The organism is Actinosynnema sp. NPDC049800, from assembly GCF_040656635.1.
GTDB lineage: Bacteria > Actinomycetota > Actinomycetes > Mycobacteriales > Pseudonocardiaceae > Actinosynnema.
Genome location: NZ_JBFAMT010000013.1, coordinates 78,887 through 101,597, shown reverse-complemented (window position 1 = coordinate 101,597; position 22,711 = coordinate 78,887). Strand labels below are relative to the sequence as shown.

Genomic DNA, 22,711 nt, shown 5'->3' with positions numbered 1-22,711 from the left:
GCCGGACCTGGCTCTGCGTAGCAGGCCGAACGGGCGTCAGCGGACCGCGAGCACCTGCGCGCGGTGGCCGGACGCGTTGTGGTGGTGCAGCAACAGCAGTCCCCCGGCCGACTCGCCCCGCCGCACCCGCAGCACCGCGCCCGGCTCCGCCACGAACGACACCCCGCCCTCGACGCCGAGCCCCGGCCGCAGCGGGTCGAACGCCATCGGCGTGTCGATCCGGTCCACGAGCAGGTCCGCGTTGCCCGGCGCCGGGTAGTGCCCGGACGTCACGACCGTGTAGGTCAACGGTGCGCTGCCGGCCGCCGGGTCGATGCCCAACGCGGTCAACGCCACCGGCAGCACCACCACGTCGCTGTCCATGAGGTTGGTGTCCACGTCGCCGTACTGGCCGTTGAGCGGCTGCTCGTCGACCACCGCGCCGTCCGCCTCGCGCACGGTCCGCGCCAGCCACACGTCCGCCGTCACGACCTCGGCGACGCTCGGCTTCACCGCGCTCACGGTGTAGTCGTGCGCGCCGTCGCCGTTGGTGTCGATCCGGATCCCCGGGCTGGTGGCGATGCCGAGCGTGACCCAGTTCCGCCAGGTCACGACCCCGAACGCGAGCATCCCGGCACCGACGCCCGCCCCGACGTACCGCAGGTCACCGCCCCGGGCCGACCCGTTGACCGCGCACTCGGCCTGCACCCCGTCCGCGCAGTCGGGCAGCTCGGGGCTGGAGCCGTGCAGCGCGAACGCGCTCACCAACGACCGGTAGGCCTCGTCGCCCTCGCCCTGGTCCAGCGCACGTCCGCCCAGCTCCACCGCGCCGTCACCGCGGTCGACCGCCGCCACGTCCGCGACCGGTTTCGGCGCGGCGTACACCGGCACCCGGAGCGTGCGGTCGCCGGACCGCACGAGCAGCCGACCGGACGCCTCCGCCAGGAACTGCCGCGCCACGTCCGCGTGCACCTTCTCGATCGTCGGGTCGGCCGCCTTCCGCAGCTCCCCGGGCGTGACGGTCAGCGTCACGTCGACCGACGCGGTCCCGCCCGGCGGCACGACGAGCACCGGCGGCCAGACCTCGAACGCCGCGCCGGGCACGGTGGTCGCGGGCTGGTAGGTCACCCGGGCCGTGCGCACCGACGCCGACTTGTTCACCACCTCCACCGTCTTGCCCACCGACAGCGGCTCCGCCGCCTCGACCGGCCCGAACGACACGCCGACGGTGCCGGGGTCGTCCGCGACCATGGCCAGCAGGTCGACGCCGACCGCGTCCAGCGCGTCCACCCGGCCCGCGCCGACCCGCATCGGCGCCTCGGGCGTGCCGGTGGTGTGGTCGTCGCCGTCGGTCACGTCGCCGGTCGCGGTGTTCATGATCGCGGCCTTGACCTCCTCGACCGTCCACTCCGGACGCGCCTCGCGCACCAGTGCGGCGATGCCGGCCACGTGCGGCGCGGCCATGGACGTGCCGCCCATGCTCACCGCCTCGGCCCCCGTGCCTGCCGACGCGGACACGATCGTGTCACCGGGCGCGGCCACGTCCGGCTTGGCCGCCGCGGCCCCGCGCGACCCGCGCGAGGACGACGGCGTGATCGTGTCCGCCAGGGTCGGCGTCATCGTCGGCACGGCGTTGCGCAGCGAGCCGAGCATCCGCACCCGGAGCGTCCCGTCGGCCAACGCGGGCCGCACGGCGTCGGTCGCCGCACGCGTGAACTGGAACGCCGGGATGCCCGCGTTGCCCGCGATGGCGGCCTTGAAGTGCTCGCTGGTGGCGGGCAGCAGCACGCCCCGCGCGCCCGCCGCCTCGGCGTTGTCGGTCCGCGCGGCCGAGCCGCACTCGCGCGTCGCGTCGTCCTCGTCCCACTCCAGCCACACGAACCTGCCGGTCAGGTCCTCGGCGATCGGCGCGCAGCCGTCGAGGTTCTCCGGGTCGGACACCGGCACGACGGGCAGCGTCACGTCCAGCGCGGCGTACCCGGCGTAGCTCTTGCTGTACTGCCCCGCCTGGCTCGCGCCGCCCACCTCGACCCCGTCGAGCAGCGCGAACGCGTCCCGCGTGTTGGCCACCGCCAACGCCTCGGGCGTGTTCGCGGGCGAGCCGCCGACGTCGTAGAAGTCGCCGCCGTTGCCGGCCGCCGCGACCACCACCACGCCGTGCTCCACGACCTTGCGCACGAACAGGCTGTCCGGGTCGTCCTGGCCCGCGAAGTCGCCGCCCAGCGACAGGTTGACCACGTCGAGGCGGTCGCCGAAGTCGCCGTCGCCGTTCGGGTCGAGCGACCAGTCGAGGGCCTGCCCGACCAGCTCGGTCGCCCCCGTGCAGCCGAACACCTTCAACGCGTACAGCGAGGCCTTCGGCGCGGTGCCGGGCCCGATCCGCATGCCTGCCACCGCCTCGGGCGTCAACGCCGAGTAGTCGCCGGTGAACGGCGTGCCGTCGGCGTTCTCGCCGTACCCGGCGGCGGTGCCCGCGACGTGCGTGCCGTGGCCCTGGCAGTCCACGGGGTTCGGGTCGGGCGCCGGCACCGCCTGCTCCGGCTTGGCCGAGTCGTAGGCGTCGCCCGCGAAGTCGTGGCCCCCGACGACCTTGGCGGTCGGCGTCCACGGCCCGGTCGGGTCGACGGCCTCGTGGGCGGCGGTGGTGCCGGGGCCGCCGAAGTCGGCGTGCGTGTAGTCGACGCCGGTGTCGATGACGCCGATGCGCAGGCCCTCGCCGTACCGGCCGGTGTCCCGCCACACCCGCGCGGCGCGCGTCAGCTCGACCGCGCCCGCGTTGCGGACCGACTTCGGCACGGTCAGCCGCACGGACTCGACCTCGGGCAACGCGGTCAGCCCGCGCAGGCTCGCGGCGTCGGCGGCGACCACCACGCCCGGCACCGCGTTGTGCGTCTTGGCGATCTCCCGGGTGGTGGCGTCCTGGCCCCGCAGCGCGGTCAGCACCCGGTCGGCCTGCGCGTCGGCGTGCTGCCGGGCGGCTCGTGCGGCCGCCGCGGGGTCGGGCCCGCCGCGCGCCTTCTCGTCGCCGTACGCCCTGGTGGCCGGGGTCGTGGTCAGCTCGACGAACGCGGTGACCGGCCCGGTGGCGCGGGCGAGCGCCGTGCCGACCCGCTCGGACGACCCGCCGCTCGCGTGGTCGGCGCGGTTCGGCGGCAGCGGTCTGGCCGCGGGGTCGGCTCCCGAGGCGCTGCCGACGAGGAGCGTGCCGAGCAGTGCGGCGGTGGCGGTGGACGCCCACACCGCGCGGTGGAGTTTCATCGCGACCCTTCGTAACCGGGATTCATCGGACCACTAACTGGACGTCCTCTAGACGGAGCTGTCGGAGAGCGCTATACATCCGATCTGTCGACCGGCTTTTCGAGGAGGACCTGCCGTGCAGTTGCTGCGCCTGGGACCGCTGGGCTCCGAACGACCCGCCGTCCGTGCCGACGACGGCGTCACGTACGACCTGACCCCGGTGACCGACGACGTGACCGGCGCCTTCCTGGCCGACGACGGCATCGCCCGCGCGCGGGCCGCGCTCGCCGCCGGCGAACTCCACCCGATCGTGGCGGACGGCGTGCGGATCGGGCCGCCGGTCGCGGGCGTCGGCAAGATCGTCTGCATCGGCCTCAACTACCGCGACCACGCGGAGGAGACCGGCGCCCAGCTCCCGACCGAGCCGGTGGTGTTCCTCAAGACACCGGACACGATCGTCGGCCCGAACGACGAGGTGCTGGTGCCGCGCCGGTCGACGAAGACGGACTGGGAGGTCGAGCTGGCCGTGGTCATCGGCCGCGAGGCCCGGTACCTGGAGTCCGCCGAAGAGGCCTTGACCTGCGTCGCCGGGTACGCGGTGTCCCACGACGTCAGCGAGCGCGAGTTCCAGCTCGAGCGCGGCGGGCAGTGGGACAAGGGCAAGAACTGCGAGACGTTCAACCCGCTCGGCCCCTTCCTCGTGCCCGCGGCCGAGGTCGGCGACCCGCAGGCGCTCGGCATGCGGCTGTGGGTCAACGGCGTGCCGCGGCAGGACTCGTCCACCAAGAACATGATCTTCCCGGTGGCCGAGCTGGTCCGCTACCTGAGCTGGTTCCTCGTCCTCCGACCAGGTGACGTCATCAACACCGGCACGCCGGCGGGCGTGGCGCTCGGCCAACCTGAGCCCAAGCCGTACCTGCGGGCGGGCGACGTGGTGGAGCTGGAGATCGACGGGCTGGGCAGGCAGCGGCAGACGCTCGGGCAGGCGTGAGGTGACCACGGGGGCGGACCGGATCGTCGCGCTGGACGTGCTGGACGTCCGGTTCCCGACCTCGCGGGAGCTGGACGGGTCGGACGCGATGAACCCCGACCCGGACTACTCCGCCGCCTACGTCGTGCTGCGCACGTCGGGCGGCCCGGAGGGCTACGGGCTGGCGTTCACCATCGGCCGCGGCAACGACGTGCAGGCCGCCGCGATCCGGTCGTTGGCGCACCACGTGGTCGGCCGGTCCGTGCCGGAGACCGCCGCCGACCTGGCCGCGCTGTCCGCGGAGCTGGTCGGCGACTCGCAGCTGCGGTGGCTCGGCCCGGAGAAGGGCGTCGCGCACATGGCGCTCGGCGCGGTGGTCAACGCCGCGTGGGACCTGTCGGCGCGGCGCGCGGGCCTGCCGCTGTGGCGGTTCCTGTCGGGCATGACGCCGGAGGAGATCGTCGGCCTGGTCGACTTCCGCTACCTGTCCGACGCGCTCACGCCCGACGAGGCGCTGGACATCCTGCGGCGCGCGGAGCCCGGACGTGCCGAACGGGCGGAAGCGCTGGTCCGGGACGGCTACCCGGCCTACACGACGTCACCGGGCTGGCTCGGGTACGCCGACGACAAGCTGGCGGGCCTGGCGCGGCAGGCGTTGGCCGACGGCTTCGACATGATCAAGCTGAAGGTCGGCGGCAGCCTGGACGACGACGTGCGGCGGATGAAGCTGGCCCGCGAGGTCGTCGGCCCGGACGTGCGCATCGCCGTGGACGCCAACCAGCGGTGGGACGTCGGCACGGCCATCGCGTGGATGCGGGAGCTGGCGCCGTTCGACCCGTACTGGATCGAGGAGCCCACCTCGCCGGACGACGTGCTGGCGCACGGCGCGATCGCCAGGGCGTTGAGCCCGATCAGGGTCGCCACCGGCGAGCACGTGCAGAACCGGGTGGTGTTCAAGCAGCTGCTCCAGGCCGACGCGATCGCCGTGCTGCAGCTCGACGCGTGCCGGGTGGGCGGCGTGAACGAGAACGTCGCGATCCTGCTGCTGGCGGCGAAGTTCGGCGTGCCGGTGTGCCCGCACGCGGGCGGCGTCGGCCTGTGCGAGCTGGTCAGGCACCTGGCGATGGTCGACTTCGTGGCGGTCTCCGGCACCGCCGACGGCCGCGTCCTGGAGTGGGTCGACCACCTGCACGAGCACTTCACCGATCCCGCCGTGGTGCGCGACGGCCGGTACGTCGCGCCCGCCGAGCCCGGCTTCTCGGCCCGGCTGCGGGAGCGGACCCTGACCGACTACCGGTACCCGGACGGTCCGGTGTGGACCGAGTTGCAGGAGGAGCGGTGAGCGAGTTCGCAGGGCTGGTGGCGGTGGTGACCGGCGGCGCGTCGGGCATCGGCCTGGCCACCGCGCGGTTGCTGGCCGACCGGGGCGCGACCGCGGTGGCGCTGGACCTCGTCCCGGAGGTCGACCCGCCGTTGCACGGGATCAGGGTGGACGTCACCGACGACGCGTCGGTGCGCGCCGCGATCGACGAGGTGGTCGAGCGGTTCGGCCGGCTCGACGTGGTGGTGAACAACGCGGGCGTCGGCGCGCAGGGCGACGTGACGGCGAACCCGGACGACGAGTGGCACCGGGTGCTGGACGTGAACGTGGTCGGCATGGCCCGGGTCGCCCGCGCCGCGCTGCCGCACCTGCGGAAGTCGCCGTCCGCGGCGATCGTGAACACCGGCTCCATCGCGGCCTGGGCCGGTCTGCCGCAGCGCGCGCTGTACTCGGCGAGCAAGGGCGCGGTGCACGCGTTGACGCTGGCCATGGCCGCGGACTACGTGCGCGAGGGCATCCGCGTGAACGCGGTGGCCCCCGGCACGGCGGACACCCCGTGGGTGGGCCGCCTGCTCGACTCGGCGCCGGACCCGGCCGCCGAGCGGGCCGCGCTGGAGGCCAGGCAGCCGCACGGGCGGCTGGTCTCGGCGGACGAGGTCGCGGGCGCCATCGCCTACCTGGCCGGTCCGCTCTCCGGTTCCACCGCCGGCACCGTCCTCGCGGTCGACGGCGGCATGCACGGTCTGCGGTTGCGCCCGAAACCCTGAACGGACTGAGGGGACCATGAAGCGTCTCGGCATCCAGGGCGCGAAGGCGATCGTGATGGCGCCGCAGGACACCGGCGCGGTCACGTCCACTTTGGACCGTTCGGTCAAGGCGACGTGCCTCGGGTCCTCCGGCGGCGCCGGCATGTCCTCCTGTCGCAACACTCGCAGCGTCGGCGCCGGGAACACGCCACCTGTGATGGTGACCCGCTTCGCCACGGGGAAGGTGCAGGAGTGATCCCCCTGTCGCGGTTGGGGTTCGGCGGCGGTCCGATCGGCAACCTGTACGCGGAGGTGTCCGATGTGGACGCCTTCGGCGCGTTGGAGGCCGCCTGGGACGCCGGTGTCCGGTACTTCGACACCGCGCCGCACTACGGGCTGGGCTTGTCGGAGCGGCGGATCGGCGCGTTCCTGGCGGGCCGGCCGCGGGAGTCGTTCGTCGTCTCCACGAAGGTGGGCCGGGTGTTGGAGCCGGGGTTCGGCGACGGCGACGACATGGCGAACGGGTTCGCCGTGCCCGCGACGGCGTGGCGGCGGTGGGACTTCAGCGCGGACGGCGTGCGGCGGTCGTTGGAGTCCTCTTTGGACCGGCTGGGGCTGGACCGGGTGGACGTGGTGTACGTGCACGACCCGGATTCGCACGCGGAGCAGGCGGTGTCGGAGGCCGTGCCCGCGTTGCTGGCGCTGCGGTCGGAGGGCGTCATCGGGGCCGTCGGCGTCGGGATGAACCAGTGGGAGATGCCCGCGCGGTTCGTCCGGGAGACCGACCTGGACGTGGTGCTGCTGGCCGGGCGGTACACCGTGCTGGAGCAGGGCGGGGCGGAGTTGCTGGACCTGTGCGCCTCGCGTGGCGTGTCGGTGGTGGCGGCGGGGGTGTTCAACTCCGGGCTGCTGGCCCGGCCCGACGTCGGCTCGACCTACGACTACCGGGCCGCGCCGGAGTCGTTGGTGGAGCGCGCCCGGCGGATCGCCGCCGTCTGCGCGCGGCACGGCGTGACGTTGCCGCAGGCGGCGGTGTCGTTCCCGTTCCGGCACCCGGCGGTGGTGTCGGTGCTGCTGGGCGTGCGGACGGCGGCGGAGATGCGGGCCGCCGTCTTCCCGTCGCCGGTGCCCGACGCGGTGTGGGACGACCTGCGCGCCGAGGGCCTGCTGGCGCACTGATCCTCTCCGGCACGGTGGCCCGGGTGTGCGTTGTGGCGCGTAAGAGCAAACTTTGGTCAGCGCGAGGTTGGTGGTTGGAGCGTGCCGACCGTCCCGCGCGTGCGCGGGTACGGACACCGCACGTCGACGTCCACCGCTGCTTCTACGTGCGCGTCCTCGCGGGCGCCGGCGTGCCCGAACCGGGCGAGGTGTTCTGCGACGTCGACGCCGCGTGGATCGACGCCATCGACCCCGCCCGCCACCGCGTGGCCTTCCGCCGACCGACCACGATCGCCCGGGGCGGCTCCACCTGCCCGTTCCACTTCAACCGCACCCGACCCGCGTGTCCTGCGTTCGCGTCGCCTGTGTCCTCCGTTTGGAACGGCCGAGTTGACCGCCCGGAACACGGTCGGCGGGCGTCACGCCAGGTCGGACAGCCACTGCTCGACGCCCGCCACGTGCACCGTCGACCACGAACGGGCCAGTTCGGGCTGGTGCGCGGCCAGGGCGTCGACGATGGCGCGGTGCTCGGCGACGGTCCGGTCCACCGCGCCGCCCTGCGTGATGCCGCGCCAGATGCGCACGCGGACGGTCGGGCCGGCGAGGGTGTCCAGCAGCTGGGCCAGGTAGGCGTTGCCCGAGCCCTGCGCGACGGCGCGGTGGAACTCCAGGTCGTGCTCGACCAGCTCCTCCACCGACCGCGCGGACTCGGCGGCGTCGCACAACGCCCGCAGCGCGGCGACCTCGTCCGGCCCGACCCGCTGCGCCGCCATCGCCGCGGCGGCCGGTTCGAGGATGCGGCGCACCTGCAGGACCTCCAGCACGGAGTCCTCGCCGCGGTGCAGGTCGAGCACGAACGACAACGCGCCGAGCAGGTCGTCGGCACGCAGGCTGGACACGTACGTGCCGTCACCCTGCCGCACGTCCAGCACCCTGACCAGCGACAACGCCTTGACCGCCTCACGCAGGGAGTTCCGCGACAGCCCGAGCCGCTCGGCGAGGTCCGCCTCGCGCGGCAGTCGGTCGCCCGGCCTCAGCTCGCCCGAGACGATCATCTCCTTGACGCGCAGGATGGCGTCGTCGGTCACTGCCACGGCGGCCCTCGACTCGTCAGCTAGACCTCGGATGTCTGGCGCCAAGTATGGGCCACGCCGAAGCGCCGCGCGGCCAACCCGCCGAGCGGCGAAACATTCACCCATCTCTACTCTATTCGGTTATCTTATAACCATACGTGACGGCGTCCGCCACTTCCGGCCATAATGGTCTGGACCATTTGAGGAGGGACCTTGGACACGGTTGTCGCAGCTCCGCGAGCACTGCTCGGTCGGACCATCACCGGTCCCGTCAGCCTGAGGTTCAGGGCAGGCCGGATCGTCGAGGTCGTCGCGGGTTCACCACCCGACGGCGCCGAGGTGCTGACCGACGGCCTGCTCACCCCGGGCCTGGTGGACGTGCAGGTCAACGGGGCGGTCGGGGTCGACTTCGCCGAGGTGGACCCCGAAGGCATGGCGGAGGTGGCGAGAGCGCTCCCGCGAACGGGGGTGACCCGTTTCCTGCCGACCCTGATCACCGCGCCGGTGCCGGTCGCCATCCGCCAGGCGCACGCCGTGCTGGCGGCGTCGGCCACCCTGCCGCCGCACGCGGGCGCCAAGCCGCTCGGCGTGCACCTGGAAGGGCCGTTCCTGTCGCCGAAACGCGCGGGCGTGCACGACCCGGCGCTGATGGTGCCGCCGGGCCCGGCCGAGATCGACCTGCTGCTGGGCGACGCGGTGCTGCGGCACGCGCTGCGCATGGTGACGCTCGCCCCGGAGCAGCCGGGCGGCCTGGAGGCCGTGCGCAGGCTGGCGGCGGCGGGCGTGCTGGTCGCGGTCGGGCACAGCGACGCGACGGGCGAGCAGACCAGGGCCGCCGCCGAGGCGGGCGCCCGCATGGTCACGCACCTGTTCAACGCCCAGCGCCCGCTCGGCCACCGCGAACCGGGCGTGCCGGGCGTGGCGCTGGTGGACGACCGGTTCACGTTGGGGCTGATCGCGGACCTGGCGCACGTCGGCCCGGACGTCTGCCGGCTGGTCTTCAACGCCGCCGGGCACCGGGTCGCGCTGGTCACGGACGCCGTGGCCGCCGCCGGCATGCCGCCCGGCCGCTACCAGCTCGGCGGCGCGGACGTGCTGCTGACGGAGGACGGCGTGCCGCGTTCGCCGGAGGGCACGATCGCGGGCAGCGCGCTGACCCTGGACCTGGCCGTGCGCAACATCGTGTCGGTGGGGGTGGACACGGCGGACGCGCTGGCGTCGGCGACCGTCGTCCCGGCCGACGCGATCGGCGAGCCGACGCTGGGCCGGCTCGAGGTCGGCGCCGTGGCGGACCTGGTCTGGTGGGACGACGACCTCCAGCCGCGCAAGGTGTGGGTGGACGGCGAGGTGGTGTTCGACCGCGCGACGGCGTACGAGAACGCGACCGTCGGCGTGGCCGCCGCCGGGCAGTAGCCGCACGAGCGGAGAGGCCCGGGGGACGCGTCCCCCGGGCCTCTCCCGTGTTCCGAGCGTTGACTTCAGGTGTTCTGGACGCAGGACACGCGCGACGCGAACGCAGGTCGCGCGCGTTCCGGCCGTGGAACACGCGCGACGCGGACGTGGACGCGCGGTGGTCAGCGGGTGCGGGTGACCTTGTTCAGGCCGCGCGGGTTGTCCGGGTCGCCGCCGCGGGCCAGGGCCAGGCCGTGGGCCAGGCGCTGGATCGGCAGGATCTCCAGGATCGGGGCCACCTCCTCGGCCGTCTCCGCGACCGGGACGCGCAGGGCCGCGGAGACCTTGTCGGAAGCCGAACCGACCGCCAGCACGTCCGCCCCGCGCCCGTGCACCGCGTCCAGGACGTCGTGCAGGGCGTCACCGCCCTTGCCCGCACTGGTCACCGCCAGCACGGCCGTCTCCGCGTCCACCGCCGCCACCGGCCCGTGCAGCAGGTCCGCGCCGCTGTACGCCCGCGCCGCCAGGTACGACGTCTCGGCCAGCTTCAACGCCGCCTCCAGCGCCGTCGGCAGCGAGTAGCCGCGCCCGGTGGTCAGCACCCGGTCCACGAACCGGTACCGCTGCACGGCCTCGGCCACCGCGTCCGCCGAGGAGTCCAGCGTCGCCCGCGCCAGGTCGCCCAGACCCGCCGCGGCCGACCCGTCACCGCCCCGGATCCCGTCCACCAGCAGGTACAGCGCCAGCAACGTCGCCGAGTACGTCTTCGTCGCCGCCACCGCCCGCTCCACGCCCGCGCCGACGTCCACCGCCAGCTCGGCCGCGCCGTTCAGCGGCGACGACGAGGTGTTCGTCACCGCCACCGTCAACGCCCCGCGCGCCCGGGCCGACTCGGTCACCTCCAGCAGGTCCGGCGACCCGCCGGACTGCGACACCGCGACCAGCAGCACGTCCCGCAGGTCCGGCCGCGCGCCGTACAGCGTGGTCGTGGACGGCGACACCAGCCCGGCGGGCAGTTCCAGCAGCACCTCGGTCAGGTACTTCGCGTACAGCGCCGCGTGGTCGCTCGACCCGCGCGCCGCCAGCAGCACGAACCGCGGCCGGCGCTCGGCGATCACCGAGGCGACCGACGCGATGGCGTCCCGCCGGGCGAACAGGTCGGCGAAGATGCCCGGCTGCTGGTCGATCTCGGCCGCCATGTGCCTGCCGGGCTGGTGGTCGGTCATCGGAGTTCCCCCGTCGGTTCAGGTTCAGGTTCGGCGGACGGCGTGGCGGTGGCCGCGGCGATGCGCTCGGCCGCCGCCCGCAGGCACACCCGTGAACCGCCGTGGGTGTCCACGCGGGCGCCGACGCCGAGGTCAGGTCCCGGCACGCCCGTCTCGACGTGCACAAGGTCTAGACCAATAGTACCCAGCGACGACACCAGCTCGCGAGCCCACGCGTGGCGGTGTGCCTCACGCGTCACCACGACGACCGGACGTCCGGCGGCCAGCGACGCGATCTCCCGAGCGGACGTCGCCGCCACCACCGAGGTACCCGGAACGAGCTCCGTCAAATACGGCCCGAGCCCCCACGGCACGTCCCCGACCGCGATCGACGGCTCCACCGCCAGGTCCACGACCACCGGCGGCCCGGACAGCGCCAACGTGCCGCGCACCTCCAGCGCCCGCCGTGCGGCGACGAGCCCCAGCCCGGGGTCGTGCGCCTGCACGGAAGCCGCCGGGGCGCCCAGCGCGGCCGTCCGCCGTGCCGCCTCCTCCAACCGCTCCAGCGGCAGCGCGCCCGACTCCACGGCCGCCACGATGCTGTCGACCAGCCACTGCAGCCCGTCGTCGTCCAACGGCTCGCCGCCCAGGCACAACGCGTCCACCCCGGCCGCCAACGACCGCACGGACCCCTCCGCCAGGTCGCCGCCGACGGCCTTCATGTCCAGTCCGTCGGTGATGATCGCCCCGGTGAACCCCAGCTCCTCCCGCAGCACCCGCACCGCCAGCGGGTTCAGCGTCGCGGGCGCCGGACCCCACTCCGGCACGACGAGGTGCCCGGTCATGATCGACCGCACCCCCGCCCGCACCGCCGCGCGGAACGGCACGAACTCGGCCGACGCCAGCTCCGCCGGCGTCCGCGGCAGCACCGGCAGCGCCGCGTGGGAGTCCACAGTGGACGCGCCGTGGCCGGGGAAGTGCTTGGCGCACGCCGCCACCCCGACCGCCTGCAGGCCCTCCACGAACGCCGCCACGTGCGCGCCCGCCGCCACCGGGTCCGACCCGAACGACCGCACGCCGATCACCGGGTCCTCCAGCGTGAGCACTAGGTCCGCCGACGGCGCCAGGTTCAGGCTCACCCCGCACGCCGCCAGCCGCGCCCCGATCGACGCCGCCACCGCCCGCGTCAGCCCCACGTCGTCCGCCGCGCCCAACGCGTGGTTGCCCGGCACCTCCGACCCGCGGCCCGCGTCGAGGCGGGTGACGTCGCCGCCCTCCTCGTCGATCCCGATCACGACGTCCGCGCGCACACCCCGCAACTGCGCGTTCAACGCCGTGACCTGGGCGTCCGGGGCCTGATCGTCGTCACCGTCGACGGTCACCACGTTCCGCCCGAACAGCACGACACCGCCGAGCCCGTCGGCCACCCGCTTCAGCAGCCAGTCCGGCGCGGTGGTCCCGTGGAACCCCGGCAGCAGCACACCCGACGCGAGCCGGTGCAACGACATGCGGTTCTACCCCTTCACCGCACCGGCGGTGACGCCGGTGACCATCTTGCGCTGCACGATCAGGAAGAACACCAGCACCGGCAGGGTGAACAGCGCCGACGCGGCCATCGCGCCACCCCAGTCCGTGCCGAACGCGGTCTGGAACCCCGACAGCCACACCGGCAGGGTCTCCTTGGTCTGGTCCTTGACCAGCGACAACGCGAACAGGAACTCGTTCCACGCGGTCACGAACGCGAACACCGACGTGGCCACCAGGCCCGGCCCGAGCAGCGGCAGCGTGACCCGGCGGAACGCGCCCCACCGACCGCAGCCGTCCACCATCGCCGCCTCCTCCAGCTCCAGCGGGATGCCGTTGACGAACCCGCGCAGCGTCCACGCGCAGAACGGCAGCGTCACCGCGAAGTAGATCAGCGCCAGCGCCGGCAGCCGGTCGAGCAGGTCGAGGTCGCGCATCATCAGGAACATCGGGATCAGCAGCGCCTCGAACGGCGCCATCTGGGCCACCAGCAGCATCATCGCGAAGCCCTTGCGGCCCTTGAACCGCATCCGCGACAGCGCCACCGCCGCCAGCAGGCCGACCGCGATCGCCGCCACCACCGCGCTCAACGTCACCAGCAGGCTGTTGCCCAACGCGTTGAGGAAACCGGGCTTGGCCCACGCGGTGGCGAAGTTCGAGCCCGTCACCGAGAACGGCACCAGGTCGTAACCGCTGGTCAGCAGGTCCTTGCGCGGCTTGAGCGCGGTCGAGACCATCCAGTAGGTCGGGAACGCGAAGAACAACGCCACGACCAGCGCGACGACGTTGCCCGTGACCTTCTTGGCGGAACCCTTTTTCGCGATCACAGCTCGCCCTCCTGGGACCGGAGCAGCCTGCGCAGGTACTGGAAGGTGAGCAGCCCCAGCAGCACGACCATCACCACGGACACCGCCGCGGCCACGCCGAAGTGGCTCTTCGAGATGCCTTCGAGGTACTGGTAGACGGCCAACGTGGTGCTGCCGCCGTCCGGGCCGCCCTTGCGCATCGCCCAGATCTGCGCGAACACCTTGAAGTCCCACAGCAGCGACAGGAACGTCACCATCAGCAGCAACGGCCGCAGTTCGGGCCACGTCACGGCGCGGAACGTCTGCCACGCCGACGCGCCGTCGATGCCCGCCGCCTCGTAACGGTCCTTCGGGATCCCGATGGCGCCCGCGTACAGCGAGAACGCCAGGAACGGGATCGCCTGCCACACGATCAGCAGCCCGATCACGGCCAGCGTCGACGTGCCCGTGGAGAACCACGAGTGCCCGGCGAACGAGTCGAACCCGACCGCGACCAGCGTCTTGTTGAGGATGCCGTACTGCTGGTCGAAGATCCACTGGTAGACCGTGGTGGCCGCGAGCAGCGGCATCGCCCACGCCAGCAGCATCGCGACCTGGAGAACGATCCGCACGACCGGGCTGATCTGCCGCATCAGCAGCGCGATCAGCAGGGCCGCGAGGACCGACACGGCGACCACGAGCCCGGTGAACACCACGGTGCGCACCGTGATGCCCCAGAACGCCGGGTCGCCCAGGATCTCGGCGTAGTTGTCCAGACCGGTCCACACGACCTCGCCGCGGGTCAGCTCGCGCAGGTTCAGCTTGCGGAAGCTGGTCACCAGGACGGAGAGGACGGGCCAACCGATCAGCCAGAGGATGGCCGCCACGGCGGGGGCCAGCAGCAGGTAGGGCAGCGCCCGGTCGAAGGCGCCGCCCCGACGGCGCGGCGCGCCGTCCGGTGCGGCACGCCGCGGTGCCGACGAGGAGCTCGTCGGCACCGCGGCGTCGGTCGTGTGCACGGCCGTCATCCGATCGTCATCCGGCCAGGGTCTTCGACAAGGCCGCATTGGCGTCGGACGTGGCCTGGTCCAGCGGCTTCGCGCCGGTCAGGTACGCCGTCAGCATGTCCTTCAGCGGGTTCTGGCCCGCCTCGACCGCGGCCCACGACGGGGTGGTCGGGGTGACCTTGCCGTTCGGGGCGGACTCGGCCAGCGCCTTGCCGATCGGGGTGGTGGCCAGCTTGGCCGTGTCGGTCGAGGTGCCGGGCACCGCGCCGCCCTCGGCCAGCATGTCCTGGTACTTCTTGGACGACAGCAGCTTCAGGTACTCCTTGGCCAGGTCGGCGTTCTTGCTGCCGGCCGGGATGGCGAGGTTCGAGCCGCCGAGGAACACCGGGGCGGTCTTGCCCGCGGTCTTCGACGGGATCGCGAACGCCGAGGTCTTCTCCTTCAGGTCGGCGTTGGCCTTGACCGCGCCCGCGAGCTCCCACGGCAGGCCGATCATCATGCCGACCTTGCCCGTGGCGAACACCTCCATCTGCTGCGGGGTGGCCTCGTCCGCGTCCTTCGGCGCCTTGGTGCCGGAGGTGTCGACCAGCTTCTTGTAGAACTCCAGGCCGGCCTTGGCCTGCGGGGTGTCGAGCGCGCCCGCCCAGGCGGAGCCCTGCGGCTTGGCCACGTCGCCGCCCTCGTCCCAGATCAGGGACAGCAGCACGTACCAGGACTGGCCCGGCAGGTAGAGGGGCTGGAAGTCGGGGTCGGCCGCGTTGGCCGTCTTCAGCTTCTCGATCGCGGCGATCCACTCGTCACGCGACTTCGGCGCGGCGGTGATGCCCGCGGCCTCGAACAGGTCGGTCCGGTAGATGACCGTGCGGTTCGCGGCGTAGAACGGCAGGCCGTACTTCTTGCCGTCCCAGGTCAGCGAGTCCTCCAGGCCGCCCAGCCACTGGTCGCCGTTGAGGTCGGCGGCGTCCGCGCTGAGGTCGGTCAGCGTCTCCTCGGCCGCGAACTTCGCCGTCTGGGTGTTGCCCAGCTCGATGACGTCCGGCGGGTTGTTGCTGGTCAGCGCGGTGGTCAGCTTCTCCTGGATGCCGTTCCACTTCTGGATCTCGTACTTGACGGTCACGCCGGGGTGCGAGTCCTGGAACTCCTTGTTCAGCGCGTCGGTCAGGGTGGTCGGCGCCGAGCCGTCCATCAACCACACCGTCAGCGTCTTGGGTTCTCCGGAGTTTCCGCTGCCGCCGTCGGAGCTCGTGCCACATCCGGCCACGGCCACCGCGAGTGCGGCGGCACCTACGGCCAGTCCTCTCCAGCCCTTCACGTTGTGCGCCCTTTCCCCATGCCCCGATCCCACGACCGGAACTCCAAAGTGGTGTAGACCAATGCGGCCTAGAGTGTGCCTCGCCACAGGGCATGTCAAGGCCGTTGCTGGACCGTTGCAAAGTCATCGGATCATTTTCTTGGCGCTTGTCGGGGGTTCGGGCGCACGATCCGACGAGGACAAGGCATCCTGTGTCTGGGAGCGCTGGCAAGGTCGGCTGGCAAGGGGCGAGGAGGAAGGCATGCTCGAGACGAGCCCTGCGACTGGCGTGGACGCCAGGACTCGCGCGCAGCGCGAGCCGAAGTACTGGGGACTCAAGCGGCATCTGCTCGACCTCCTGCGCGCGTTGCCGCCCGGATCGCCGATCCCGACGGAACGTTCGCTGGCGGCGGAGTTCGACGTGTCGCGCACGACGGTGCGGCAAGCGCTTGCCGAACTGACCGTGGAGGGTCGGTTGCTGCGCGTGCAGGGCAAGGGCACGTTCGCCGCGGAACCCAAGGTGGCGCAACGGCTTCAGCTGTCGTCGTACACAGAGGACATGAAGGCGCAGGGCAGGCAGCCGTCGTCGCGGTTGATCGAGGCGTCGGAGATGCCCGCCGAGGCCGAGCTGGCCAGGCTGCTCGGCGTGCGGGCGGGTGCGAAGGTGCTCCGGCTGCACCGGCTGCGGCTGGCCGACGGCGAGCCGATGGCGATCGAGACCACGCACCTGGCCCTGGGCCGGTTCCGCGGCCTGCGGCGCTACCTCGCGCCGGGCGCGTCGCTGTACCAGGTGCTGCGGGAGCGGTTCGGGGTCGAGATGGGGCACGCGGAGGAGACCATCGAGACCGCGCTGGCGTCGCCGGAGGAGGCGGAGCTGCTGGGGGCCGACATCGGCCTGCCGATGCTGCTGCTGTCGCGGCACTCGTTCGACACGGAGGGCAACCCGGTGGAGTGGGTGCGCTCGGTGTACCGGGGTGATCGCTACAAGTTCGTCGCCACCCTGAACCGTCCCGCGGGCTAACCCGTGCCGCCGCCCGGTCGCGAGGCGTGACCGGGCGGCGTCCAGTGGCAAGCGGGTGGCGTTGACTCGAAGCATGATCGACGCCGCGCGTAAGGTCCTCGGTTTCCGCAGGTCAGAGGCCTTTGGTTCGATCCCGGTGCTTACGGAAGCGCAAGCGCGATCTTGAGTGCCTCATTGAGCGCGGCGAGCGTCCGTGGGCTCAGTGCACCGCCCGCGCGCACGAGCTCGTCCTGACCCAACCGCGTACCCCGCCCAGGGGGACCCCCGTTCTTCATCCTGCCGGCGGCCACCGACGGTTCCGGGTGCTCCGGGTCGGCCTGTGGACAACTCCGAGAGCAGAATGGATCTGTGGCGGAAACTGTGGTGTGGGGCACGGGCCGGGCGAAGGCCGTGCTGGCGACGACCATCCTCGGGTCGGGCATGGCGATGCTCGACAGCACGATCGTCAACGTCGCGCTGCCCCGCATCGGCGCCGAGCTCGAAGCCTCCGTGGCCGGCCTCCAGTGGATCCTCGACGGCTACCTCCTGGCCCTGGCCTCGCTGATCCTGATCGCGGGCTCGCTGGGCGACCGGTACGGCCGCCGCCGGGTCTTCACCTTCGGCGTGCTCTGGTTCGGCGCCGCCTCCCTGCTCTGCGGCCTCGCGCCGACCACCGAACTGCTCGTCGTCGCACGCGTGCTCCAAGGCATCGGCGGCGCCCTGCTCACCCCCGGTTCGCTCGCCATCCTCCAATCGGTGTTCGCCCGTGCCGACCGCGGCCGGGCGATCGGCGCCTGGTCCGGCCTGTCCGGCGTCGCCACGGCGATCGGGCCGCTGCTCGGCGGCCTGCTGGTGCAGGCCTGGTCGTGGCGGCTCGCGTTCCTGATCAACCTGCCCATCGCGGCGCTGTGCGTGTGGCTCGCCCGCCGCCACGTGCCCGAATCCCGCGACGAGGCCCTCACCGGCCGCCCGAACATCGGCGAGTCGGTCGTCGGCGCGATCGGCCTCGCGGGCATCACCGGCGCGCTGGTCGAGGCGCCGGTCCGGGGCGCCGACGCGCTCGTGGTCACCGCCGGGGTGGTCGGTGTTGCCGGCTTGGTGGTGTTCGTCGTGCTGCAACGCCGGGGCGCCGACCCGCTGGTGCCGCCCCAGCTGTTCGCCAACCGCACGTTCGTGCTGTCCAACGCCCTGACGTTCCTCGTCTACGCGGCCCTGGGCGGGGTGATGGTGCTGATGGTGCTGCAACTGCAGGTCTCACTGCACTACTCGCCGACGGCGTCCGGCCTGGCCAGCGTGCCCATCACGCTGATCCTGCTCGCCCTGTCCGCACGCTCCGGCGCGCTCGCCCAGCGGATCGGGCCACGCGCCCAACTCGTCGGAGGACCGGTCCTGATCGGCGTCGGCATGCTGATGCTGCGCTGGGTCGAGCCCGGCGCGGGCTACTGGACCGGCGTGCTGCCCGGCCTGCTGGTGTTCGGCTTCGGCCTGGCGGCCGTGGTCGCGCCGGTGACGGCGACCGTGCTGGCCGCCGCACCCGACCGGTACGCGGGGGTCGCCTCGGGCGTGAACAACGCCGTCGCCCGCACCGGCAGCCTGGTCGCGGTGGCCGTGCTGCCGGCCGTGGCGGGCCTGACCGGCGCCCAGTACGCCGACCCGACCGCGCTCACCGAGGGCTGGCAGACGGCCCTGCTGGTGTGCGCGGTCGCGTCGATCGTCGGCGGGCTGATGGCCGTCGGCGTGGACAACCGCGTCCTGGAGCCGACGCCCGAAGTGCCCGAGTGCCACAGCTGCGGCGTCGACGGCCCGCCCGCCCGCGTGCCCGACTGACTCAGAGGTACCGGGCGAACACCTCGGGGTCGACGTTCCCGCCGGACAGCACGGCCACGGTCGGACCCGAGGACGGCCGCGCGAGGTGCGCGGCCACGGTCACCGCGCCGCTGGGCTCCACCACCAGCCGCGCCCGCCGGGCCAGCACGCCGACCGCCTCGCCGATCTGCTCCTCGGACACCGTCACGATGTCGTCCACGTAGGCGCGCAGGTGCTCGAACGTCAGCTCGGACGGCTCGGCGCGCAGCCCGTCGGCGATCGTCCGGGCCCGGTCGCCCGCCGACCACCGGACCAGCGTGCCGACCCGCAGCGACTCGGCCGCGTCACCGGCCAGCTCCGGCTCCACCCCGATCACCCGCGTGGACGGGCTCAGCGCCTTCACCGCCGCGGCCACGCCCGAGATCAGCCCGCCGCCGCTGACCGGCACGAGCACCGTCGCCACGTCCGGCTTCTCGGCGATCACCTCGAGCCCGACCGTGCCCTGACCGGCGATGACGTCCGGGTGGTCGAACGGCGGGATCAGCGTCGCGCCCCGTTCCGCGACCAGCTCGGCGGCCCGCGCCTCCCGCAGCGCCATCGGCACCTGGACGACCTCGGCGCCGTGCGAGAGGGTCGCGTCGACCTTGACCCGCGGGGTGTCGTCCGGCACGACGATCACCGCGGGCACGCCGAACAGCTTCGCCGCGTAGGCGACGGCCTGGGCGTGGTTCCCGCTGGAGTAGGCGACGACGCCGCGCGCCCGCACGTCCTCGGTCAGCCGCGCCAGTGCGTTGTACGCGCCGCGGATCTTGAAGGCGCCGACCGGTTGCAGGCTCTCCGGCTTGAGCCACAACCCGTCGTCGAACCGCAGCAGGGGAGTGCGGACCGCCGCGCCCTCGATGCGGTCGGCGGCGGCCCGGATGTCGGAGATGGTGACGAGTCCCATGCGTCGATCCTCACCCCTGCGGCGGTGTGACGAGTACACGGGTCGTTACCGGAACTCCTCCTGCTTCACCCGCCCGGGGCAACAACATTCACACGTCCGTGGCTGGCTTAACCGAATCGCTTACTTCTGGCAAAACCGCCCGAATCGGTGATCGACTCACTACCTTGAGTGAGAGTTAACTGTCAAACGCTACACAGCGCAGTCACGTCGGCGTGTCCTGTGACACACTTCGCCCTCAGATGGCTCGGGCCGTAACAGGTTACGGAGTCATAACGTCGCTCGAACGGGTGAGTACTGGTCGGTAGAGATCGGGAGGAGTGCCATGCGAGACACGCGAGCGCCGTCCTTGCCGTGCGCTTCGCCGAGCTCGGGCCCGACCGCCGACTCACCGACTCGAACCCGGGCGACGACACGGGCGAGAAGTAAAGGGGTGGGGCGACCCCTGCCGCCGCCCCACCACCCGTCCCCCTAGAGCCCCCGAGAGCGGTCCCTGCAACCAGGCTCTCGGGTTCCCTGCACCCGAAGATGAGGGAGACGCCTAATGAACCGCACGAGTGCGGTCCGCCTTGCCACGGCCGTCCTGCTGGCCACCGGCACGGCTACAGCTCTCAGCGTACCGGCCATCGCGGCACCCGCCGCCCCCTATGGCGCAAGCCCGGCCGACACGGAGAGCTACCCCGCCGAGTTGCTCCAAGCGGCGCAACGTGACCTCGGCCTGACCGCCGAACAGGTCACCGCCCGTTTGGCGAGTGACACCCGGGCGGGTGAGGTCGAGTCCGCGGCGCGGTCCGCGGTCGGCAGCGCCTACGCGGGCTCGTGGATCAACGGGGCGACCGGCAAGCTGGTGGTCGCGGTGACCGACTCGGCGAAGGCGGGCGCGGCCCGTGCCGCGGGTGCCGACGCCAAGTACGTCGCCTTCTCCCACCAGCAGCTGACCGGCGCGAAGTCGACGATCGACACCCTGTCGGCGCCGTCGTCGATCACCGGCTGGCGGGTCGACGAGCAGACGAACTCGGTCGTCGTCGAGGTCAACCGCTTCCAGCGGGACGCGGCGGCGGAGGCGTTCCTGGCCTCGGCCAAGTCGGTCAGCCCGGCGGTCCGGGTGGTCGAGGTCGACCAGAGCCCGACCACCCTGTACGACACCCGCGGCGGCGACGCGTACTACATCGGCAGCGGCCGGTGCTCGGTCGGCTTCGCGGTCAGCGGCGGTTTCGTGACGGCGGGTCACTGCGGTCGGGTCGGCAACGCCACGACCGGCTACAACCGCGTCTCGCAGGGCTCGTTCGCGGGCTCGTCCTTCCCGGGCAACGACTACGCCTGGGTGCGGACGAACTCCAGCTGGACCTCGCGTCCGTGGGTCAACCGCTACAACGGCTCCAACGTCACCGTGACCGGCTCCACCTCGGCGGCGATCGGCGCGGCGATCTGCCGTTCCGGCTCGACCACCGGCTGGCGCTGCGGCACCGTCCAGGCCAAGAACCAGACGGTGAACTACGCGCAGGGCGCCGTGTACGGCATGACCCGCACGAACGCCTGCGCCGAGCCCGGTGACTCGGGCGGTTCGTGGGTCGCGGGCTCCGGCTACAGCCAGGCCCAGGGCGTGACCTCCGGCGGTTCGGGCAACTGCTCCTCCGGCGGCACGACCTTCTTCCAGCCGGTCGGCGAGATCCTCAGCGCCTACGGCTTGAGCCTGACCCGCGGCTGACCTCGCGGACACAGGCGCGCGGTCGTCCCTGTGGGCCGCGCACCGCTTGGCGAACGCCCCCGGGCCGACGGCTCGGGGGCGTTCGGCGTCCGGGCCCGACCGGCTCGGGGGCGTTCCGCGTCCGCTCAGGAGAACTGCACGGACCGCTTGGACAGCCCGTACCAGAAGCCGTCGACGGTGGTCGTGGCCTCCTGCGCGGCGCTCGCGCCCAGCGACACGAACAGCGGCGCGAAGTGCTCGGTGCGCGGGTGGGCCACGCCGGCGGCGGGAGCCTTGCGCTGGAAGTCCAGCAACGCGTCCACGTCGCCGTCGGCCAGCGCCCGGCCCGCCCAGTCGTCGAACTCGGCCGACCACGACGGCGGCCGGTAGTCGGGGGCCGCGGACAGGTCTACGCAGCTCAGGTTGTGCGTCATGAACCCGCTGCCCACGATCAGCACGCCCTGCTCGCGCAGCGGGGCCAGCCGGCGGCCGACGTCGAACAGGTCGCGCGGGTCGAGGCTGGGCAGGGACATCTGCAACACCGGGACGTCCGCCTCGGGGAACATCTCCTTCAGCGGCACGTACGCGCCGTGGTCCAGCCCGCGCCGTTCGTCGTGCGCGACTGGGCGGTCGAGCAGCCCGATGACCTCGCGGGCCAGGTCGGGCGCGCCCGGCGCGGGGTAGGTGACCTCGTAGTACCGCCGGGGGAAGCCCCAGAAGTCGTACGTGAGCGGCACGGCGGTCGTCGCGCCCAACGTGAGCGGGTCGTTCTCCCAGTGCGCCGAGACGACGAGGATCGACCCGGGGCGCGGCAGCGCCGCCGACCACGACCTCAGCTCGCCGGTCCACCGCTCGTCGTCGGCCAGCGGGGGCGCCCCGTGGCCCAGGTACAGCACAGGCATCACGCGGACTACTGTACGCCCTTTAGTTGAAGCTTCAACCAAGAGGCGGCGGCGCGGGGGTCCTCGGCCTCCGTGACGGCGCGCACGACCACGACCCGCTCCGCGCCCGCCTCCAGCACCTGCGGCAGCCGGTCGGCGTCGATGCCGCCGATGGCGAACCACGGCCGGTCGGTCGTGCCCGCCGTGGCGCGCACCAGGTCGAGGCCCGGCGCGGGACGGCCCGGCTTGGTCGGCGTCGGCCAGCACGGCCCGGTGCAGAAGTAGTCCACCCCCGGCTCGACGGCCGCCGCCCGCGCCTGCCCCACGTCGTGCGTGGAGCGGCCGATCACCACGTCGTCCCCGACGACCCGGCGCGCGAGCGGCACCGGCAGGTCGTCCTGGCCCAGGTGCAGCACGTCGGCGTCCACGGCGAGCGCCACGTCCGCCCGGTCGTTCACCGCGAGCAGCGCGCCGTGCCGCGCGCACGCCTCGGCGAGCACCTCCAGCGCCGCGATCTCCTGCTTGGCTTCGAGGCCCTTGTCCCGCAACTGCACGATGTCGACGCCACCGGCGAGCGCGGCGTCCGCGAACTCGGCGAGGTCGGGCCGCGCGGGCGTGCAGAGGTAGAGCCGTGCGTCGGCGAGCCGCCGCCTGATCCGCGTTCCGTCGAGTCCTGGCACGGGCGGCACGGTAACCGCCGGCGCGT

Annotated in this window: 19 protein-coding genes and 1 pseudogene; 10 read left to right on the top strand and 10 right to left on the bottom strand. The window is 73.0% G+C overall.

The genetic code is table 11. From position 1 onward, the window contains the following. Positions 1-36: 36 nt before the first annotated feature. Positions 37-3,237, bottom strand: a complete 3,201-nt coding sequence (locus tag AB0I91_RS18230; protein ID WP_499637628.1) for a S8 family serine peptidase — start codon at positions 3,235-3,237, stop codon at positions 37-39. Between the two features lie 115 nt (positions 3,238-3,352). Here AB0I91_RS18230 and AB0I91_RS18225 point away from each other — a divergent pair, with 115 nt between their 5' ends. The 6 genes and pseudogenes from AB0I91_RS18225 to AB0I91_RS18200 form a co-directional block, all read left to right on the top strand. Continuing rightward, on the top strand, positions 3,353-4,207 hold the full coding sequence (locus AB0I91_RS18225; protein ID WP_499637625.1) for a fumarylacetoacetate hydrolase family protein: 855 nt from the start codon (positions 3,353-3,355) through the stop codon (positions 4,205-4,207). Position 4,208: 1 nt separating this feature from the next. Continuing rightward, positions 4,209-5,528, top strand: coding sequence for an enolase C-terminal domain-like protein (locus tag AB0I91_RS18220; protein WP_499637622.1), 1,320 nt, complete (start codon positions 4,209-4,211; stop codon positions 5,526-5,528). Then, positions 5,525-6,274: an SDR family NAD(P)-dependent oxidoreductase gene (locus AB0I91_RS18215; protein ID WP_498777784.1), complete on the top strand. Its 750-nt coding sequence runs from the start codon at positions 5,525-5,527 to the stop codon at positions 6,272-6,274. Before AB0I91_RS18220 ends, AB0I91_RS18215 begins: the two co-directional genes overlap by 4 nt. Before the next feature lie 16 nt (positions 6,275-6,290). Beyond that, a complete protein-coding gene (locus AB0I91_RS18210; RefSeq protein WP_499637619.1) occupies positions 6,291-6,509 on the top strand; it encodes a hypothetical protein in 219 nt (72 codons plus the stop codon). Further along, positions 6,506-7,432, top strand: coding sequence for an aldo/keto reductase (locus AB0I91_RS18205; RefSeq protein ID WP_499637616.1), 927 nt, complete (start codon positions 6,506-6,508; stop codon positions 7,430-7,432). Before AB0I91_RS18210 ends, AB0I91_RS18205 begins: the two co-directional genes overlap by 4 nt. Continuing rightward, a pseudogene (locus tag AB0I91_RS18200) lies at positions 7,393-7,677 on the top strand (L-2-amino-thiazoline-4-carboxylic acid hydrolase); the annotation flags it as partial. The gene AB0I91_RS18205 and the pseudogene AB0I91_RS18200, both read left to right, overlap by 40 nt. Before the next feature lie 153 nt (positions 7,678-7,830). On the opposite strand, the gene AB0I91_RS18195 reads toward AB0I91_RS18200, so the two are convergent. Continuing rightward, on the bottom strand, positions 7,831-8,505 hold the full coding sequence (locus tag AB0I91_RS18195; protein WP_498777776.1) for a FadR/GntR family transcriptional regulator: 675 nt from the start codon (positions 8,503-8,505) through the stop codon (positions 7,831-7,833). A gap of 192 nt (positions 8,506-8,697) precedes the next feature. Between AB0I91_RS18195 and nagA the strand changes: the two genes are divergently transcribed. Further along, the gene (nagA, locus tag AB0I91_RS18190) at positions 8,698-9,897 is read left to right on the top strand and encodes an N-acetylglucosamine-6-phosphate deacetylase (RefSeq protein WP_499637613.1); all 1,200 of its coding nucleotides are present in this window, start codon (positions 8,698-8,700) and stop codon (positions 9,895-9,897) included. Between the two features lie 161 nt (positions 9,898-10,058). Here the strand turns inward: nagA and AB0I91_RS18185 are convergent, their stop codons facing one another. From AB0I91_RS18185 to AB0I91_RS18165, 5 genes are read right to left on the bottom strand one after another with little or no spacing between them, the layout of a single operon-like run. After that, complete coding sequence (locus AB0I91_RS18185) at positions 10,059-11,102, bottom strand: SIS domain-containing protein (protein ID WP_498777772.1); 1,044 nt, start codon at positions 11,100-11,102, stop codon at positions 10,059-10,061. Further along, on the bottom strand, positions 11,099-12,589 hold the full coding sequence (locus tag AB0I91_RS18180; protein WP_499637609.1) for a glycoside hydrolase family 3 protein: 1,491 nt from the start codon (positions 12,587-12,589) through the stop codon (positions 11,099-11,101). Before AB0I91_RS18180 ends, AB0I91_RS18185 begins: the two co-directional genes overlap by 4 nt. A gap of 6 nt (positions 12,590-12,595) precedes the next feature. Next, positions 12,596-13,432, bottom strand: a complete 837-nt coding sequence (locus AB0I91_RS18175) for a carbohydrate ABC transporter permease (RefSeq protein WP_498777768.1) — start codon at positions 13,430-13,432, stop codon at positions 12,596-12,598. Then, the gene (locus AB0I91_RS18170) at positions 13,429-14,418 is read right to left on the bottom strand and encodes a carbohydrate ABC transporter permease (RefSeq protein WP_499637607.1); all 990 of its coding nucleotides are present in this window, start codon (positions 14,416-14,418) and stop codon (positions 13,429-13,431) included. The genes AB0I91_RS18175 and AB0I91_RS18170 overlap by 4 nt, the downstream gene beginning before the upstream one ends. 7 nt (positions 14,419-14,425) lie before the next feature. Continuing rightward, positions 14,426-15,709 (bottom strand): sugar ABC transporter substrate-binding protein, encoded by a 1,284-nt coding sequence (locus AB0I91_RS18165; protein ID WP_499637604.1) that lies wholly within the window; start codon positions 15,707-15,709, stop codon positions 14,426-14,428. Positions 15,710-15,950: 241 nt separating this feature from the next. Between AB0I91_RS18165 and AB0I91_RS18160 the strand changes: the two genes are divergently transcribed. After that, entirely contained in the window at positions 15,951-16,709 is a 759-nt protein-coding gene (locus AB0I91_RS18160; protein WP_230569723.1) for a GntR family transcriptional regulator, read from the top strand. Positions 16,710-17,057: 348 nt separating this feature from the next. Next, positions 17,058-18,515, top strand: a complete 1,458-nt coding sequence (locus AB0I91_RS18155) for an MFS transporter (protein WP_498777762.1) — start codon at positions 17,058-17,060, stop codon at positions 18,513-18,515. A gap of 1 nt (position 18,516) precedes the next feature. On the opposite strand, the gene AB0I91_RS18150 is transcribed toward AB0I91_RS18155, so the two are convergent. Then, positions 18,517-19,440 carry a threonine ammonia-lyase gene (locus AB0I91_RS18150; RefSeq protein ID WP_499637601.1) on the bottom strand — a complete coding sequence of 308 codons (924 nt, stop codon included), beginning with the start codon at positions 19,438-19,440 and terminating at the stop codon, positions 18,517-18,519. 541 nt (positions 19,441-19,981) lie between these two features. Here AB0I91_RS18150 and AB0I91_RS18145 point away from each other — a divergent pair. After that, positions 19,982-21,145: a S1 family peptidase gene (locus tag AB0I91_RS18145; RefSeq protein WP_499611987.1), complete on the top strand. Its 1,164-nt coding sequence runs from the start codon at positions 19,982-19,984 to the stop codon at positions 21,143-21,145. A 125-nt stretch (positions 21,146-21,270) separates the two neighbouring features. Here the strand turns inward: AB0I91_RS18145 and AB0I91_RS18140 are convergent, their stop codons facing one another. After that, positions 21,271-22,026, bottom strand: coding sequence for a dioxygenase family protein (locus AB0I91_RS18140; protein ID WP_499637703.1), 756 nt, complete (start codon positions 22,024-22,026; stop codon positions 21,271-21,273). 8 nt (positions 22,027-22,034) lie between these two features. Next, positions 22,035-22,685, bottom strand: coding sequence for a thiamine phosphate synthase (gene thiE / locus AB0I91_RS18135; RefSeq protein WP_499637598.1), 651 nt, complete (start codon positions 22,683-22,685; stop codon positions 22,035-22,037). Between the last annotated feature and the right edge of the window lie 26 nt (positions 22,686-22,711).